This window comes from Haloarcula montana (genome assembly GCF_035666295.1).
Classification (GTDB): Archaea; Halobacteriota; Halobacteria; order Halobacteriales; family Haloarculaceae; genus Haloarcula; species Haloarcula montana.
This window is the reverse complement of sequence record NZ_CP142027.1, coordinates 1,345,131-1,360,377: the sequence shown is the minus strand read 5'-3', so window position 1 is coordinate 1,360,377 and position 15,247 is coordinate 1,345,131. Positions and strand designations below refer to the sequence as shown.

General features: G+C 65.9%; 20 protein-coding genes. 8 read left to right on the top strand and 12 right to left on the bottom strand.

Annotation, left to right across the window (positions count from 1 at the left end):
• Positions 1–39 precede the first annotated feature (39 nt).
• Positions 40–657 carry a flagellin gene (locus VJ109_RS07000; protein ID WP_324760078.1) on the bottom strand — a complete coding sequence of 206 codons (618 nt, stop codon included), beginning with the start codon at positions 655–657 and terminating at the stop codon, positions 40–42.
• A 181-nt stretch (positions 658–838) separates the two neighbouring features.
• Positions 839–1,816, bottom strand: coding sequence for a replication factor C small subunit (locus VJ109_RS06995; protein WP_324760077.1), 978 nt, complete (start codon positions 1,814–1,816; stop codon positions 839–841).
• 131 nt (positions 1,817–1,947) lie between these two features.
• Here VJ109_RS06995 and samp2 point away from each other — a divergent pair, with 131 nt between their 5' ends.
• Positions 1,948–2,148, top strand: coding sequence for a ubiquitin-like small modifier protein SAMP2 (gene samp2 / locus VJ109_RS06990; protein ID WP_324760075.1), 201 nt, complete (start codon positions 1,948–1,950; stop codon positions 2,146–2,148).
• Between the two features lie 4 nt (positions 2,149–2,152).
• On the opposite strand, the gene VJ109_RS06985 is transcribed toward samp2, so the two are convergent.
• Positions 2,153–2,365: a hypothetical protein gene (locus VJ109_RS06985; RefSeq protein WP_324760073.1), complete on the bottom strand. Its 213-nt coding sequence runs from the start codon at positions 2,363–2,365 to the stop codon at positions 2,153–2,155.
• Positions 2,366–2,504: 139 nt separating this feature from the next.
• Between VJ109_RS06985 and VJ109_RS06980 the strand changes: the two genes are divergently transcribed.
• Complete coding sequence (locus tag VJ109_RS06980; protein WP_324760071.1) at positions 2,505–2,882, top strand: GNAT family N-acetyltransferase; 378 nt, start codon at positions 2,505–2,507, stop codon at positions 2,880–2,882.
• Between the two features lies 1 nt (position 2,883).
• Here VJ109_RS06980 and VJ109_RS06975 read toward each other — a convergent pair whose 3' ends face one another.
• The 4 genes from VJ109_RS06975 to larB form a co-directional block, all read right to left on the bottom strand.
• Positions 2,884–4,284, bottom strand: a complete 1,401-nt coding sequence (locus VJ109_RS06975) for a phosphoglucomutase/phosphomannomutase family protein (protein ID WP_324760070.1) — start codon at positions 4,282–4,284, stop codon at positions 2,884–2,886.
• A gap of 67 nt (positions 4,285–4,351) precedes the next feature.
• Entirely contained in the window at positions 4,352–4,624 is a 273-nt protein-coding gene (locus VJ109_RS06970) for a GIY-YIG nuclease family protein (protein WP_324760069.1), read from the bottom strand.
• Between the two features lie 26 nt (positions 4,625–4,650).
• Positions 4,651–4,800, bottom strand: a complete 150-nt coding sequence (locus tag VJ109_RS06965) for a DUF7563 family protein (RefSeq protein ID WP_324760068.1) — start codon at positions 4,798–4,800, stop codon at positions 4,651–4,653.
• Positions 4,801–4,901: 101 nt separating this feature from the next.
• Positions 4,902–5,663 carry a nickel pincer cofactor biosynthesis protein LarB gene (larB, locus tag VJ109_RS06960; RefSeq protein WP_324760066.1) on the bottom strand — a complete coding sequence of 254 codons (762 nt, stop codon included), beginning with the start codon at positions 5,661–5,663 and terminating at the stop codon, positions 4,902–4,904.
• Between the two features lie 252 nt (positions 5,664–5,915).
• Here larB and VJ109_RS06955 point away from each other — a divergent pair, with 252 nt between their 5' ends.
• Positions 5,916–6,083, top strand: coding sequence for a DUF1931 family protein (locus VJ109_RS06955; RefSeq protein WP_276179058.1), 168 nt, complete (start codon positions 5,916–5,918; stop codon positions 6,081–6,083).
• A gap of 75 nt (positions 6,084–6,158) precedes the next feature.
• Here the strand turns inward: VJ109_RS06955 and rpiA are convergent, their stop codons facing one another.
• The 4 genes from rpiA to VJ109_RS06940 all read right to left on the bottom strand — a co-directional run bounded on the left by rpiA (position 6,159) and on the right by VJ109_RS06940 (position 8,290).
• A complete protein-coding gene (gene rpiA, locus VJ109_RS06950; RefSeq protein WP_324760064.1) occupies positions 6,159–6,839 on the bottom strand; it encodes a ribose-5-phosphate isomerase RpiA in 681 nt (226 codons plus the stop codon).
• A 158-nt stretch (positions 6,840–6,997) separates the two neighbouring features.
• The gene (locus tag VJ109_RS19525) at positions 6,998–7,156 is read right to left on the bottom strand and encodes a DUF7563 family protein (RefSeq protein WP_419181080.1); all 159 of its coding nucleotides are present in this window, start codon (positions 7,154–7,156) and stop codon (positions 6,998–7,000) included.
• 66 nt (positions 7,157–7,222) lie between these two features.
• Positions 7,223–7,801, bottom strand: a complete 579-nt coding sequence (locus tag VJ109_RS06945; RefSeq protein ID WP_324760063.1) for a DUF7090 family protein — start codon at positions 7,799–7,801, stop codon at positions 7,223–7,225.
• 51 nt (positions 7,802–7,852) lie between these two features.
• On the bottom strand, positions 7,853–8,290 hold the full coding sequence (locus VJ109_RS06940) for a DUF2391 domain-containing protein (RefSeq protein WP_324760061.1): 438 nt from the start codon (positions 8,288–8,290) through the stop codon (positions 7,853–7,855).
• A 127-nt stretch (positions 8,291–8,417) separates the two neighbouring features.
• On the opposite strand from VJ109_RS06940, the gene VJ109_RS06935 reads away from it, so the two are divergent.
• Both VJ109_RS06935 and VJ109_RS06930 read left to right on the top strand, forming a co-directional pair.
• A complete protein-coding gene (locus tag VJ109_RS06935; protein ID WP_324760060.1) occupies positions 8,418–9,095 on the top strand; it encodes a class I SAM-dependent methyltransferase in 678 nt (225 codons plus the stop codon).
• Between the two features lie 40 nt (positions 9,096–9,135).
• A complete protein-coding gene (locus VJ109_RS06930) occupies positions 9,136–10,140 on the top strand; it encodes an AI-2E family transporter (protein ID WP_324760059.1) in 1,005 nt (334 codons plus the stop codon).
• 1 nt (position 10,141) lies between these two features.
• Here the strand turns inward: VJ109_RS06930 and VJ109_RS06925 are convergent, their stop codons facing one another.
• Positions 10,142–10,927 (bottom strand): sulfurtransferase, encoded by a 786-nt coding sequence (locus tag VJ109_RS06925; protein WP_324760058.1) that lies wholly within the window; start codon positions 10,925–10,927, stop codon positions 10,142–10,144.
• Positions 10,928–11,210: 283 nt separating this feature from the next.
• Here VJ109_RS06925 and VJ109_RS06920 point away from each other — a divergent pair, with 283 nt between their 5' ends.
• The 3 genes from VJ109_RS06920 (at position 11,211) to VJ109_RS06910 (ending at position 15,234) form a co-directional block, all read left to right on the top strand.
• Complete coding sequence (locus tag VJ109_RS06920) at positions 11,211–12,074, top strand: sulfurtransferase (protein ID WP_276179072.1); 864 nt, start codon at positions 11,211–11,213, stop codon at positions 12,072–12,074.
• Positions 12,075–12,600: 526 nt separating this feature from the next.
• Positions 12,601–12,885, top strand: coding sequence for a WNWW family protein (locus tag VJ109_RS06915; protein WP_491745816.1), 285 nt, complete (start codon positions 12,601–12,603; stop codon positions 12,883–12,885).
• 384 nt (positions 12,886–13,269) lie between these two features.
• Positions 13,270–15,234 (top strand): PAS domain S-box protein, encoded by a 1,965-nt coding sequence (locus VJ109_RS06910; RefSeq protein ID WP_324760314.1) that lies wholly within the window; start codon positions 13,270–13,272, stop codon positions 15,232–15,234.
• Positions 15,235–15,247 lie beyond the last annotated feature (13 nt).

Sequence of the window (15,247 nt, the reverse complement as noted above, 5' to 3'; positions counted from 1 at the left end):
CAGTTGGCCCACGTTCGCGTAAAACTGTTCCGAAGGGGGCTACACCGCGACTGCGGACCCGCCCGAGAGGGTCTGGGGGACGACGATACGCTCGGTCGTGGTCGCCCCGGAGGTGGTGGTGATCCGGACCGTCGCCGTCTCGCCCTCGTCCAGTTCCTCGCCGAACTCGGTGGCACCGACGTTGTCGGAGTCACCGAGATCGAGCGTGATCCTGAACCTGTCCTCGGAATCGTCCAGAACCGGCTGTGAGTCGTCGTCGTCCTGGATCGTCGTCACGAGGAACCGGCCGTCGGGACTCCCGGACGCGCCGCTCTCGGCGAGTTGGTAGTACGAACCGCTCGGACCGATCCACTGGACCGTCGCCTGGCCGAGGTCGACCGGTCCCGACCCCGGCGTCCGTCTGACCGTGAGGTTCACCACGCCGACCTGTTTGTTCGTGAAGTGACTCCCCGTCGCGCTGACGATTCCCACCCGGTTCGTCGTCGAGTCACTGGACTGTTCGCCGGTCGTCTCCGCGGAACTCTGGAGGTAGCCGGACGTATCGATGAGGACACCCGCCGCGATGGCCGCTACCAACACCATCGAGATGAAGACGATGAGCGTCCCGATACCGACCTGGCCGCGCTCGCCTGCCCTCCGGTTGGTCGAACCGTACATTTCAGTATGTGATAGTTGCTTACTCGATCATCATAAGGGTCAGTGCGCAATTATTAGCGGTGAGAACTGACTTCTCATACCTTGTCAGGCGTGTTCAGTGTACCGGGGGTTGCCGACGACAGAACACGTTTCACCGGTCAATCCCCGGATTTCAGTCGCTGAAACCGGGGTCGATCGCCACTCATTCCGACTGTGCGAGCGAGGCGAGCATCGCCTCCAGTTGCACCCGTTCGTTTGCCCCCTGGGTGATCCGGTAGTCGGTCTCGCCCACCCGTTCGAGGACCCGGACGGCCGCCCGGTCGTCGATGTCGAACTCCCAGATCGAGCGGTGCAGTTGATCGATGATGTCGCCGCCGGCGATCCCCTCCTCCGTGAGCAGTCGGTCGAGCGTCGCCCGGGCGGCGGTGAAATCGCCGTCCAGCGCCGACTGCACCATCTCGTGGATCTCTTCGGGGCGGGCAGTGGCGGTGATCGTGTAGACCGCCGACTCGTCAACCACGTCGCCGCTGACCGAGGCTGCTTGGAGACCGTTGATCGCCTTGCGCATGTCGCCGGCGGCGGCGTAGACCAGCGCGTCCAGGCCATCGTCTGTCAGTTCGATCCCCTCCTCGGCGGCGATGTGGCGGATCTCGGCCCCGACGGCCTCGTCCGACAGCGGTGAGAACCGAAAGACCGCACACCGGGACTGGATCGGGTCGATGATCTGGCTGGAGTAGTTACACGAGAGGATGAACCGGACGTTGTTCGAGAACTGCTCCATCGTCCGGCGGAGCGCTGACTGAGCGTCAGACGTGAGGGCGTCTGCCTCATCAAGGAAGATGATGCGGTACTCGTGGCCGCCGAAACTGGTGCGGGCGAAGTTCTTGATCCGGTCCCGGACCACGTCGATGCCCCGCTCGTCGGAGGCGTTGAGTTCGAGGAAGTGCTCGCGCCAGTCCTCGCCGTACAGTTCCCGGGCGATGGCGGTCGCGCAGGTCGTCTTCCCGGTGCCCGCTGGCCCCGAGAACAACATGTGGCTCAGGTCGTTCCGGGAGACGTAGCTCTGGAGGCGGCCGACGATGTTCTCGTGGCCCATCACGTCGTCGAGGGTCTCCGGGCGGTACTTCTCGATCCACACTTCCTCACGCCCCGCCCGCGACTCGGAGTCGGCCTCGCTCATGTCTCCGGGGAGGTGTGGGCTACCCTTAAACGAACCGTTCAGCGGAGTCGGCCGTGCTATCGGTCCCGGCGAGAGCGAGGGGAGCGACTCCAGCCGACACACTCAAGCCGGCGATGCCAGTAGGGACGGCTATGCACGTCACCGTCGAGGTGGCCGGCGAGGAGACCCACGAGGTCGCCGTCGGCGAGGACGCCACCTACGCCGAGGTGGTGGAGTCGCTGGACCTCTCGCCACACGCCGTCTCGGTGATGGTCGAGGATCGGACGGTCCCGACCGACCAGCCCGTCGACAGTGACCACGTCACGGTCGTCCGACTCATCAAGGGCGGGTGAGCCATCACTCGTTGCTTTCGGCCAGGTCTCCCCGGACGATGGTCCAGAGGAGCCCCACGCCGCCCCCGAGCTGGAGCACACCGACGAGGGCGTAAAACCAGACGCTATCCAGCGGCAGCCCCGGAAACGCCCGGGACGTGAAGGGACCGCTCAAAGCGAGGAACCCGCCGATGGCGACGAGGGCGGCAGACACGCGGACCGATCGCTTCGCATTCATATCCTGACCTGCACACCGGGCACCAAGAAACCGCAGGAGACGGATCGGACGACGGAGCTGGTCCGGCCGCTCCCGTCCGTTTTTGCCCGTCGAGGTCCCACAGACGGCCATGTCGACACCCGCGGGGGAGGGTTGACCCGTGCAGGTTCGTGACGCGACCGCCGAGGACCTCACCTCGGTGATGAACGTCCTCGACGGCGCAGTGCTGGCCGTCGATGTCGAGGCCGTCCGCGCGAGCATCGGTCGTGACGCGACGCTCGTCGCGGTCTCCGACGACGGGCAGGTGCTGGGCGCACTCGTCCTCGACGGTTGCCACATCGAGGCCGTCGCCGTCCGCCGCCGTCGACGCGGGCAAGGGATCGGGACGGCACTGATAGAAACTGCGGCCGACCGCCGGATCTCCCTTACCGCCGAGTTCGACGTGGATGTCCGGCCGTTCTACGAGTCGCTGGGCTTTGCCGTCGACTCCCTGGAGGAGCCCGGCCGCTGTCGAGGCGTCTACCGACCGGCGGAGTGAGTCACACCAGCGGGGTGACGATCTCGCGGCCGGCCGAGAGCAGTTCCTGAACCCGGTCTTTGCTACCCGCTTCGGCGTAGACGCGGAGCTTCGGCTCGGTCCCGGAGGGGCGAACGAGCAGCCAGGTCCCGTCCGCCAGTCGGATCTTGAACCCGTCGACGGTGTTGATCCCGTCGACGGCGACGCCCGCGACCGACTCGGGCAGGGACTCCTCCAGTTCCGCGAGCACCGGCTCCTTCCGGTCGTCCGGGCAGTCGACGCTGACGCGGTTCTGGTGGATCTCGCCGTGAGCGTCCAGCAACCGGTCGACGCGCTCGTCGAGCGGTTCGGCCTTGTCGGCTGCGACCGCGAGCAGCGCCATCAGGACGCCGTCCTTGTTCCGGACGTGGTCTGTCAGGCCGAACCCGCCCGACTCCTCGCCGCCCAGCAGGGCGTCGTTGTCGGCCATCGCTTCGGCGACCCACTTGAACCCGACAGCGGTCTCGAAGACGGGCTCGTCGTGGGCCTCGGCGACGCGGTCGATGATGCTCGACGAGGAGACGGTCCGGACGACCGGGCCGTCCCGCGATTCGAGGAGGGAGTCGTACAGCGCGGCGAAAAAGAGGTTCGGCCCGAGGAACCCGCGTTCGGGCGTGACGACGCCGATACGGTCGGCGTCGCCGTCGTTGACGATCCCGATCTCCCCCTCGCCGTCGGCGACTCGATCGATGAGTTCGCCGACCTTCCCGGCGGTCGGTTCCGGGGAATTCCCGCCGAACTCCGGATCGAGGTCGTCACGCAGCGCGGTCACGTCCGCCCCGGCCCGGGCGAGCAGGTCGTCGGTGACGCCGCGGCCGCTGCCGTGCATCGCGTCGTAGACGACGGCGTGCCCCGAGAGATCGACGTCGGCGTAGTCGAGTGCGTGTTCGCGGTAGTCCCCGAGGAGCGACTCCTCGGTGATGGACCCCCACTCCTCCTCGGGCAGCGGGTCCGGTTCGGCCAGCGCGGCCTCGATCTCCTCGGTGAGGTCCGGAGGCGCGGGCGCGCCCTCGTCAGAGAGGAACTTCACGCCGTTGTACTCCGGCGGGTTGTGACTGGCCGTGATCTGGAGCCCTCCCGCCAGGCCCCGGTCACGGACCGTCCAGGCGACTACGGGCGTCGGCGTGTCCCGGTCGGGGAGGAGCACGTCGAACCCGTTCGCACAGATGACCCGCGCGAGTTCCTCGGCGAACCCCCGCGAACTCTCCCGGGCGTCGTAGCCGACGGCAACGGGACGGGTTTCCTCTCGGGCGTCGAGGACCGTCGCGACGGCCTGTCCGACCATCCGGACGCGGGGCGTCGTGAACGTATCCAATGTCGCCCGCCAGCCGTCCGTCCCGAACTCGATGGCCGCAGCCTTCTCCGCAGCACCGTCTGATACCATACACCGCAGTGCGCCCCGGGTGGGGAAAAAGCTCCCGTCGCTGTGGCTCACGCGTTCCGGCCGCGGGTCATGCTGTCGTCGATTCGTCGACCAACTCCTCTTTCCGGTCCCGTGAGAGCTGCTTGATCTCGTGCTCCCGGCTCATCGCGGCCGACCGGCTCTCGAAGTCCTCGACGTGGACCAACTCGACGGGGGTCCGTCCGCGCGTGTACTTCGCCCCGTCACCGGCGTCGTGTTCGGCCACGCGGCGCTGGACGTCGGTCGTGTATCCGGTGTAGAAGGTTCCGTCGCTGCACCGAACTACGTAGGTGTAATGTTGCGTGCGCTGCGAGTTGGTCATCGGTCGATACGGCGGATGGATGGGCCTTACACTTGTCGGGCACGCTCTCTCGACACTTCGGCGATCCCGGCGTTCGCCGAACAGTTGGGGCAGGCCCGGATGTGTCCGTGCTCGTCAGCGAACACACGGGCGAACTGTTCCGAGACGTGCGCGCCACAGTGGTCACATTCAGTCATCGTATTCGTCGGCAGTTCGACCACCGACAGTGTTCCATTAGCGCCCACCCCCTGAATCACGTGTGCCCAACTAGTTTGGTGGGTGTTGCCACCCGACCAGATCACCGTGTAGCATCGATCTGGCGGGCGATCAGCCCCGCCTGGACGCCGGCGGTGAACCCCGCGTCGACGTTGACGACAGAGAGGGCCGTACAGGACTGCAACATTCCGGAGAGGGCGGCTTCGCCGTTCCCGCCGTGGCCGTAGCCGGTCGAGACCGGGAGACCGATCACGGGAACGTCGACCAGGCCTGCGACGACCGTCGGGAGCGCGCCTTCCCGGCCGGCGGCGACGATCAGGACGTCCTGGTCGCGCAGTCGGTCGACAGCGTCGATAGTTCGGGCCATGCTGGCGACGCCGACGTCGTCGACCCGGGTGACCGCAGCACCCATCTCGCCGACAATCATCGCCGCTTCACCGGCTGGGACGGCATCGGAGGTTCCGGCCGTGACGACGCCGACAGTGGCATCAAGCGACGGCCGCTCGAACGACGGCGTGGTCACGACGAGCCAGCGAGCGCGCTCGTCCCAGCGGAGCGTCGCCGCCGGTGCCGTGTCGGCGACCGTCTCCCTGACCGCCGTGACCGCTGGCGCTTCGATGCGGGTCACGATCGCCCGGCCGGTCGTCTCGACGGCCGTCTCGGCCAGCGCCGCGACCTCTGCCGGTGTCTTCCCGTCGCCGAGAATCGCTTCGGGGACCCCCGAGCGGGACTCCCGTGTCGCGTCGAACCGTCCGGCGCCACTCGTCGCGTACCCCGCCAGTTCCGCTTCGGCCTCGGCTGGACTCACCTCGCCGGCCGCGACCGCTTCGAGTAGATCACGCATACGTCCCTTCGGTGTGCCGGCCACTCCTAGGCGTCGGTTCGGTCGCCGTCGCGCGAGCGGGCCACAGCGTCCCGCTGGCGCGCGAGCGCGGCGGTCGGCCCAAATACCGGAAACATTTTCTCATACTCGGCTCTCAGGCGCGGATTTATAAGTGAGGGAACTATCGAAATCGCCTCAGACCCCCGCGAATAGGGGACAGAGCGGGATAATTGGGGAAAGTATTTAAGCGCCCCCTTCGGATGGGATCACTGTATGGCAGACCTGATTGTCAAAGCCGCCGTGAAGGAATCGCTCGACGACATGAACGTTGCCTCTGACTTCTACGACGCACTCGACGAGGAAGTCGAGGAGCTCCTCGCCGACGCCGCCCGACGCGCAGAGGCAAACGACCGCAAGACAGTCCAGCCGCGCGACCTGTAAGGTCGACCTCATTTCTTTCTTTCGCTACCCCGGCTAGCGATGGCTCTGGCCTGGTGACGCTGCTCCGTGTGTCGGTTACGGCTCGCGAACGGTGACCCCGTCCTCGGTCCCGACGTGGATCTCGTCGGCCAGTCCGACGAACAGGCCGTGTTCGACGACACCTGGGGTGTCGGCCAGCCCGCGGGCGAGCCGTTCCGGGTCCTCGATGGGGCCGAAGGCACAGTCGAGGACGAGATTGCCGTTGTCGGTCACCACGGGGCCGTCCTTGCGTTCGGCGGCCCGAAGCTGTGGCTCCCCGCCCAGCTCCTCGACGGTCGCGGCGACGGTCGTCCGGGCGGCCGGCAGGACTTCGACCGGCACCGGAACGGAGAGCGTCTCGGCCTCCTTCGTCGGGTCCGCGGCCACCAGAAACCGGTCGGCGCTGGCGTCGACGATCTTCTCTCTGGCGTGGGCTGCACCGCCGCCTTTGATCAGATCGCCGCCGGCGACCTCGTCGGCGCCGTCGATCGCCAGGTCGATCGCGACCTCGTCGATCTCGGCCAGCGGGACGCCACACTCCCGGGCCAACTGGCGGGACTGAAACGAGGTCGGAACTCCCGTCACGTCCAGTCCCTCGTCGATCTGTCGGCCGAGCGCCCGAATGGCGTGTGCCGCAGTGCTTCCCGTCCCGAGGCCGACGACCATCCCGTCCTCGACGGCCTCGGCTGCGGACTCCCCGGCTGCTCGTTTCGCCGCGTCGGAACCACCTTGTTTCATGCTCGCGGAGTCGTGGCTGGCCGACAAAACGTTTGTTCTCCCGGGTCAGTCGGTGTCTCCACACTGTGTACCGAGAAACAGCGATGTGGCCACGCGGCCACAGAAACAGTCGGAGGTGACTCAGCTGGAGGTGACTCAGTCGGAGGTGACCCCAGACGCTATCCTCGTCGCGTCGACCGCGCCTCGCGAACGTCGGCGCCGTCCCGGATCTTGTCTTCACACTGCGGACACACTCGCGGCTTCTCGACCCCATTCGGTGTGAATACCCGCGCGTAGGCGGCTGTGACAAAATTACCGCAGTTCTGGCATTCCGGCATACAGCCGAACGAACGTTCTATTCCCTCTTAATTGTTGGTGCTTTGGTAGGACTTGGCACACTGGGTTCAGAACTCGCTGGTGACGGTGCCGTCCTCGTCGAGTTCGACGACGCCGTCGAACTGCTCTCGGAAGGCCGCGACCGTCTCCGCGTCGTGGACTTCCTCCGCGAGGTGGAACAGCCCAACTGCGTCGTACTCGGCAAGCAACGCCAGGATGTCGCCGACTGCCTCCAGCGCGCGCTGTTCGTCGGCGTAGTAGATCAGTTCCGTGACCGAGTCGAAACTCACGCGGAGTTTCCCGTCGTGGTCTTGTAGGAACCGTTCGGTCTGTTCGACGATCCCCTCCAGATCGTCGGGAGCGGAGACGTACTGGACGTTACTGGACTGGCGGCGAGTGTAGCCACGTTCGACCGACAGGGTATCGAGGATCGTCGCGGTCTCCTCGTCGACCTCGTAGTACTCCAGTTTCTGCTTGACTTCCCGTGCTGTCGTCCGCGTCGAGATGACCAACATCGCGTCGGTGTCGGTCGAGAGGAAGTCGGTGTCGATCCGGTCTGTCTCACCGGTACTCGGGTGCAAGAGGAGGATACCGGTCCCGCCCGGGACGGTATCGGGCGCGTTGTCGATCGCCAACGTATACTCCATATGCCGGTGAAAGCGGACGGACCTGCATTAAGTCTGCGGGTCTGTGGTCGCTCAGAACACGCTGTCGGCGGTCGCGGCGCCGACGACGCTGAAGATCGCACCCACGGCCGTCGCCTTCAGCGTCGTCACCGCGAGTCGCTCCGCTGTCGGGTTCGGGAGGATCTCGTTTTTGACGAGGAACGTCTCGGGCGCAGTGAACACCAGCGCAAGGGTTGCCACCGATCCGAACGAGACGATCATCAGGGAGACAAAGCGGATCGGGACGCCGGCGACCTCCGCCTCGGTCTCGATGTCACGGCCGGCGTCGGCCTGGTAGAGCGCACCGTAGCCGATCGCGAAAACGATGGCCGTCACGACTGCCGCGTGGTAGTTGCTCATGTTCGTGGCGAGCACCCACACCTCCTCGGTGACGACGAACGGCCCGGCGAGCAGGAACCCCCCGACGACCTGCTGGGCGGTGTCGGCGATCCGATAGCGTCGTCGGGCCATATCCTCCCGTTGTGGCACCAGCCCGGATAACGCTACCGGGTTCGGCTATCGTTGTCAGTCGCTCGGGGTCGAGAGCCCCGGCTTCCGAAACACAACCGGTTTTTGGCTCGCAAGCGGTGGTCCGGATATGAGCGTCAGCGACGAGTTCGACGAGTGGGCAGCCGCGGGCAAGGACCGGGGGATGGAGGACCGCCACTGGCATACCGCCAAACACGTCCTGGCACGGATGCCCGTCGAGGCCGGCGAGACGGTGCTGGACCTGGGCTGTGGCAGCGGCTACGCCGGCCGCGCGCTCAGGGAGACGAAAGACGCGGGTCGGGCCTACGGCATCGACGCCTCCCCGGAGATGGCCCACAACGCCGCCGGCTACACCGACGACCCACGGGTCGGTTACCTGATCGGGGACTTCGAGCACCTGCCGTTCGCGACCGACAGCATCGACCACTGCTTCTCGATGGAAGCGTTCTACTACGCGAGCGATCCCCACGCCACACTCGCCGAACTCGCCCGTGTGATCCGCCCCGGTGGGACCTTCCACTGTGCGGTCAACTACTACGAGGAGAACGTCCACTCCCACGAGTGGCAGTCGTTCATCGACGTTCCGATGACCCGCTGGGACCGCAGTCAGTACAGAGAGGCCTTCCGGGAGGCCGACTTCTCGGTCGCCGTCCAGGACAACATTCCGGACCGAGAGATCGAGATTCCACCCGCGGACGAGTTCCCGACCGAGGACTGGGAGCGCCGCGAGGCGATGGTCGAACGATACCGCGAGTACGGGACCTTGGTCACCGTCGGCGTCCGCTGAGGCCGGGAACGCTTTTCTCCCCGCCCGTCGAATACCGAGCGTGAGATCCCGACAGCGGACGTACGTCCTCGGCGGCCTGTTCGTCGCGACGGTGCTGCTGGCGACGTGGTTACTGTCGAGCGTGCTGGCGACGGTCTTTTTCGCTATTACGGTCGCATATGTCCTCTATCCGCTCTCGGAGTGGCTCGTCGACCGTGGGCTCTCGAAGCGTGTGGCTGCGATGCTCTCGACGGTCGTCGCGTTCCTCGCTGGGACGGCCATCGCGCTCCCGCTCGTCGGTGTGTTGTACGTTCGCCGCCGGGAGCTCTTTGTCTTTCTCCAGCAACTCCCGCCGACGCTGACGCTCCGGATCGGCGAGTTCGCCTACCCGATCAACGTCGCCGACATCCTGCTGGCACTCAGGGGAATCGTCCAGGGATTCGCGGTCACGCTGGCGACGCTGATGCCGATTCTGGCGCTGAAAGCGGTGTTGTTCGCAATCCTGGTCTACGCCATCCTCTGGCGCCCGGCGGCGCCGAAACACGAGATCTACGAGCTGATTCCGCGCCGGTATCACGACATTCTCGACCGCCTCCACAGACGGCTCCGGTCGACGCTGTACGCCATTTACGTCCTCCAGGCCGCGACCGCCTTCGGCACCTTTCTGATGGCGTGGGCGGTGTTTGCCGCGCTCGGCTATCAGAGCGCCTTCGCGCTGGCGGTCGTCGCTGGCATCCTCCAGTTCGTCCCGGTGGTTGGCCCGAGCGTCGTCGTCCTGGCGATCGCCGTCGCCGACGTGGTCGCGGGGGACGTGGTCGGGGCCGTCCTAGTGACTGTCGTCGGCCTCGTCCTCGTGGGGTTCCTCCCGGACGCGGTCATCCGCCCGCGACTGGCCCGCTACACCGCGGGAATGCCGGCGAGCCTCTACTTCGTCGGGTTCACCGGCGGCGTGCTGTCGCTGGGGCTCGTGGGTTTCATCGCCGGTCCCGTCGTCGTCGCCCTCCTGATCGAGATGATCCACCTGCTTACCGAGGATCGTTCGCCGACCCAACAACAGCTCTCGTAGCCTACTCGGACCCGGTCACGAGCGGGCGCCCCTGTGCCTCCCACTCGGTGAGGCTCCCCTCGTAGAACCCGATCTCCGGAAAGCCAAGTTCCCGGAGGACCACGTAGGTATGGCTGATTCGCCGGGCCGTGTTACAGTAGAGGACGATCCGTTTCTCCGGGACGATCCCGGCGGCTGCGAGCAGTTCCAGGGCTTGCTCACGGGGGAGCAGGCCGCGGCTCTCGGTGTCGACCAGATCCCGCCAATCCAGGAGGACCGCGCCCGGGATGTGCCCCTCCGCGTACTCGCTTTGCTCGCGGGTGTCGACGACGACGGTCTCGGGGTCCTCGGCCGCCGCCGACACCGCTTCGGGACCGACGAGGGGCGTCTCGTCCGGCGGATCGACGGCGTAGTCCGCCGGCTCGACGGCTGTTGGCTCACTCGTCGTCCCGAAGGAGCGTTGCCAGGCCGAGAAGTCGCCGTCGAGCAGGTGGAGTCGGTCCGGATCGTGGCCCAACAGCTCCGCCGTCACGAGGAACCGGGCGGCGAAAACGCCGTGGTGGTCGTCGTAGGCGACGATCTCGTCGTCTCCGCCGACGCCGGCCTCCGAGAGGAGGGTTGCCCAGGTTCCTTCTGTGGGGAGCATCCCGTCGCTGTCGTCCTCGCCCGCCCGAAACGTCTCGAAGGGGACGTTCACCGCTCCCGGAAGGTGGCCGAGTCCGTCGTACTCCCAGGCGTCCCGCACGTCTACCAGCTTGAGCGTGTCGAGGCGGTCGTTGACCCAGTCGGCCGAGACGATATCTGTCATTATCGGCCGTTATCGCCCCCGACGGCTTGAAAACTCCTATTGGTCCCGGTCGAAGGTAGAAGCAAAAGCTGCCTCGAAACTATCACTGTGATTCACTCTCACGCCACAGCTCGATATCCGGCCGCCCGCTCGTGGTTCGCGCCGACGACTGCCGGTTTCGACGAGCCGACGCTGTAGTGGCTCATGCTGATGACGGCAACATATGCCGGTGCGAGGGAGGACTGGACGTACCTGCCGACACTCGTAGTAATATATGTGTGGTGGACTAACGGTTCGATGCACTATGACTGAATACGCCAACGACGTGCTCGTCTCGGCCGACTGGGTCAGCGAGCATCTCGACGAGTTCCAGAGCGACGACTCGGCCCATCGGCTGGTCGAGGTCGACGTCGACACGGAGCTGTACGACGAGAGCCACATCCCCGGTGCCATCGGGTTCAACTGGGAGACAGACCTCCAGGACCAGACAACGCGGGATATCCTCTCGAAGGACGATTTCGAGGACCTGCTCGGTGCCCACGGCATCAGCGAGGACTCGACGGTCGTCCTCTACGGTGACAACTCCAACTGGTTCGCCGCCTACACCTACTGGCAGTTCAAGTACTACGGCCACGACGACGTGAAGCTGCTCGACGGCGGCCGCGAGTACTGGGTCGAGAACGACTACGAACTGACCGACGAGGTCCCCGAGTTCGACGCCGTCGACTACGAGGCCTCCGGTCCCCGCGAGTCCATCCGTGCCTACCGCGAGGACGTCGAGAACGCCATCGAGCGCGAACTGCCGCTCGTCGACGTTCGCTCGCCCGAGGAGTTCTCCGGCGAGATCCTCGCACCCCCTGGACTCCAGGAGACCGCCCAGCGTGGCGGCCACGTTCCCGGCGCACAGAACATCTCCTGGGCGGCCGTCACCAACGACGACGGGACGTTCAAGGACTACGACGAACTCGAAGCGCTCTACGCCGAACACGGCATCGACGGCGACTCCACGACGGTCGCCTACTGCCGCATCGGCGAGCGCTCCTCGGTCGCCTGGTTCGCGCTCCACGAACTGCTGGGGTACGACGACACGATCAACTACGACGGCTCCTGGACCGAGTGGGGCAACCTGGTCGGTGCGCCTATTGAGAAGGGCGAGGCCGACGACTGAGCGTAGCGAGAGAGTCGGGCTCGTAGCGGAACGGGGAGCCCGCAGGGCGACCCGTGAAGCAGGCGAAGCTGAGTAAGCGCCAGCGCACGAAGCCTCGAACCGAAGCGGGGAGGCGTAGCCAACCCGCAGAGAAGGACGAAGCCGACGACTGAGCGTAGCGAGAGAGTCGGCCTCGTAGCGGAACGGGGAGCCCGCAGGGCGACCCGTGAAGCAGGCGAAGCTGAGTAAGCGCTAGCGCACGAAGCTTCGAATCGAAGCGGCGACCACGCGGGAGCCGCGGAGAAAGGCGAGGCCGACGACTAACGCGAGAGCCGAGCGCAGCGAGGTTCTCGAAACGAGCGAGCGGGCCTTGCCCGCGAGCAGCGAAGCGAAGGCGTTCGCTTCGTAGCGGAACGGCGAACGTAGTGAGTCGTGAAGCAGGACGACCGGTCGTTCTCGCCGGTTTCTTTCGCCAGCACGTGGATGGATGACGCGTAGCCACAGCGACCGGCCGTGGATTCAAGACTCTTGGGACCAACTGACACCCGTGGACAGAACTGAACTCGAAGAGGAACTCCGGGGGGCGTTCGACGCCGAGGAGGCGGTCGTCTCCGTCGTCGCCAGACAGGCACGCGATATGGCGGAGGGTGGGCAGTTCGCTGCCGACTTCGATGCGGAACTGACACCGGAAACCGTCGTCGACAACCTCGCGGACGCTCCCGAGGGGTACTCACTGGTCGAGCGGTGGAACTGGTGGCTCGGTGCGCTGGACCTCTCTCACGGGGGGTACACGCGGTTCAGTGTTCGGCCGGACATCGAGCGACAAGCGTAGCTCGACGGGTACGGTCCGAAAAAATCGGCGCCAGCCAGCCGGCTCAGAATACGTTGAGCCCGTGCGATTCTCGTGCGTGTTCGAGAAGCTCGTCCGTGCTCTCGAACGCTTCACCGCAGCTGCACGTGTGATACGTGGTCGTCGGTGTCTGCTGGCTTGTCGCCATGACGTTTACGTGTAGATGCTGGACTATAATAATTGTTTATGGTACTACGGTACCGAGACACAACCGTCGTGTTGACGGGTCCCACAGTTTTGTGTGGCGATCCACCGATCCCGACTGGTGATCTGTCTCTGTGGACGACTCCCCACGCCGATATCGCCACCGACGTGGCAGTGCGGACCCATAGAGTCATATCCGTACAACCCTGATTACAGCCAGATATCAGCCCCTCCAGTACGTCCGAAGCGAACTCGTCCGCACCAGCCCGGGAACGTGTCTACGAAGCGTTCGCCGACCGGGGTCGTCCGCTCAGCGACGCGGTCAGGACGGCGCTGTCTGCCGGCTGTGAGCGGCTGGACCTCTCAGTCGGGTTTCTGACGGGGATCGACGACGGGAGACAGTACATCGAGGAGGCGGTCGGCGACCACCCCGAGATCCGGCCGGGCACGGAGTGTCCACTGAGTGAGGCATACTGTCGCCGGACCGTCGAAATTGACGGACAGTTGAGCATTCAGGACGCTGCGGCCGCACCCGAGATCGCCGACGCGGCCTACGATCGGTTCGGGCTCGGTTCCTACGTCGGGAGTAAAGTCGTCGCCGACGACGAGGTGTACGGAACCGTCTGTTTCGCCGACGAGAAGCAGCGTGACGAGCCCTTCACCGAGGCCGACGAGCTGTTCGTCGAACTGGTCGCGCGGCTCGTCGGCCGGGGTATCGAGCAGCGGGCCTACGAGCGTGAGCGAACGGAACGGACCGCACAGCTGTCGGCGGAGAAACGGCGCTTCGAGGGTATCGCCGAGAACAGTTTCGACGTCATCTTCCGAGTCGACACGGAGAGCCGATTTACGTACGTTTCCAAGGCCGTCCAGCGGGTACTGGGGTACGACCCCGACACGCTCGTCGGCGACATTTTCTCGGCGTATCTGACCCCGGCCGCTACCGCCGACGCTCTGGAATCGTTCGACACGCTCCTGGCCGGGGAGTCGATCCAGGGCATCGAACTGACGTTTGAACACCGTGACGGCAGTGAGGTCGTCGTCGAGGTCAACGCGACGCCCATCTCCGACGACGGGACCGTCACGGCGATTCAGGGTGTCGGTCGCGACATCACCGAGCGCCGCGAGCGCGAGCGGCAACTCCGAATCCGAACCCGCGCGATGGACGAGGCCGAGGTCCCGATCACGATCGCCGACGCCAGCGACCCGAACACCCCGATCACGTACGCAAACGACGCCTTCGAGACTGTCACCGGCTACAGCCCGGCCGAGATCACTGGCCGGAACTGCCGAATCCTGCAGGGACCTGAGACCGATCCCGACGATGTCGCTCGGCTCGCGGCCGGAATCGCGGAGCAACGAGCCGTCACTACGGAGATCCTCAACTACCGTCAGGACGGGTCGCCGTTCTGGAACCGGGTCACGATCACGCCGATCGAGAACGACGACGGGGAGGTAACCCACTACCTCGGGTTCCAGCAGGACGTTACCGACAGCAAACGCAGCGAGCGGCTTATCGGGCTGTTGAACCGCGTTCTCCGGCACAACCTCCGGAACGAACTGACGGTCATCCAGGGGTACGCCGAGTTCATCGACGACCCGCCCCCGGACACCGATGTCGCGGCCAGCATCCGTCGCCCGGTCGATCGGCTCCTCGACCTGAGCGAGACGGCCCGCGAACTGGAGAGCTACGCGCGACGTGATCGCCGTCCCACCCGACTCGATCCGGGGCTGTTCCTTCCTGCGACCGCGGCCCCCCTCCAGGAGGCACATCCGGCGGCGACGGTGGACGTGACCGTCCGGACCGACCGCGACATCTGTGCCGGAGAAGAACTCGAACGTGCCGTCGAGGAACTCGTCACCAACGCCCTCGAACACGACCCGAAGCCGGAGACGACGGTCGAGATCACCGCCAGGGACGCGGGCGAGTGGGTCGAGATCGAGGTCCGGGACGACGGGCCGGGCATCCCGCCGATGGAGGCCCGTGTCGTCGAGACCGGCGAGGAGACCGAACTCCAGCACGGGAAGGGGCTGGGGCTGTGGCTCGTCAACTGGACGGCGACCCGATACGGTGGGTCGTTCCAGATCACCGACGAGGGCGGGACCGTTGCGACCCTGCGGTTGCCAGCGATCACCGACGACCAGACCGTCGAGGCGGTCGCCCGGCGTCCGACGGTCCTCTTCCGGTGACGAACCGACGGAG

Bases quoted from the DNA above. Each gene is read 5' to 3' on its own strand.
- VJ109_RS07000 (WP_324760078.1), bottom strand. From the start codon at position 657: ATGTACGGTTCGACCAACCGGAGGGCAGGCGAGCGCGGCCAGGTCGGT.
- VJ109_RS06995 (WP_324760077.1), bottom strand. From the start codon at position 1,816: ATGAGCGAGGCCGACTCCGAGTCGCGGGCGGGGCGTGAGGAAGTGTGG.
- samp2 (WP_324760075.1), top strand. From the start codon at position 1,948: ATGCACGTCACCGTCGAGGTGGCCGGCGAGGAGACCCACGAGGTCGCC.
- VJ109_RS06985 (WP_324760073.1), bottom strand. From the start codon at position 2,365: ATGAATGCGAAGCGATCGGTCCGCGTGTCTGCCGCCCTCGTCGCCATC.
- VJ109_RS06975 (WP_324760070.1), bottom strand. From the start codon at position 4,284: ATGGTATCAGACGGTGCTGCGGAGAAGGCTGCGGCCATCGAGTTCGGG.
- VJ109_RS06970 (WP_324760069.1), bottom strand. From the start codon at position 4,624: ATGACCAACTCGCAGCGCACGCAACATTACACCTACGTAGTTCGGTGC.
- VJ109_RS06965 (WP_324760068.1), bottom strand. From the start codon at position 4,800: ATGACTGAATGTGACCACTGTGGCGCGCACGTCTCGGAACAGTTCGCC.
- larB (WP_324760066.1), bottom strand. From the start codon at position 5,663: ATGCGTGATCTACTCGAAGCGGTCGCGGCCGGCGAGGTGAGTCCAGCC.
- VJ109_RS06955 (WP_276179058.1), top strand. From the start codon at position 5,916: ATGGCAGACCTGATTGTCAAAGCCGCCGTGAAGGAATCGCTCGACGAC.
- rpiA (WP_324760064.1), bottom strand. From the start codon at position 6,839: ATGAAACAAGGTGGTTCCGACGCGGCGAAACGAGCAGCCGGGGAGTCC.
- VJ109_RS19525 (WP_419181080.1), bottom strand. From the start codon at position 7,156: ATGCCGGAATGCCAGAACTGCGGTAATTTTGTCACAGCCGCCTACGCG.
- VJ109_RS06945 (WP_324760063.1), bottom strand. From the start codon at position 7,801: ATGGAGTATACGTTGGCGATCGACAACGCGCCCGATACCGTCCCGGGC.
- VJ109_RS06940 (WP_324760061.1), bottom strand. From the start codon at position 8,290: ATGGCCCGACGACGCTATCGGATCGCCGACACCGCCCAGCAGGTCGTC.
- VJ109_RS06935 (WP_324760060.1), top strand. From the start codon at position 8,418: ATGAGCGTCAGCGACGAGTTCGACGAGTGGGCAGCCGCGGGCAAGGAC.
- VJ109_RS06925 (WP_324760058.1), bottom strand. From the start codon at position 10,927: ATGACAGATATCGTCTCGGCCGACTGGGTCAACGACCGCCTCGACACG.
- VJ109_RS06920 (WP_276179072.1), top strand. From the start codon at position 11,211: ATGACTGAATACGCCAACGACGTGCTCGTCTCGGCCGACTGGGTCAGC.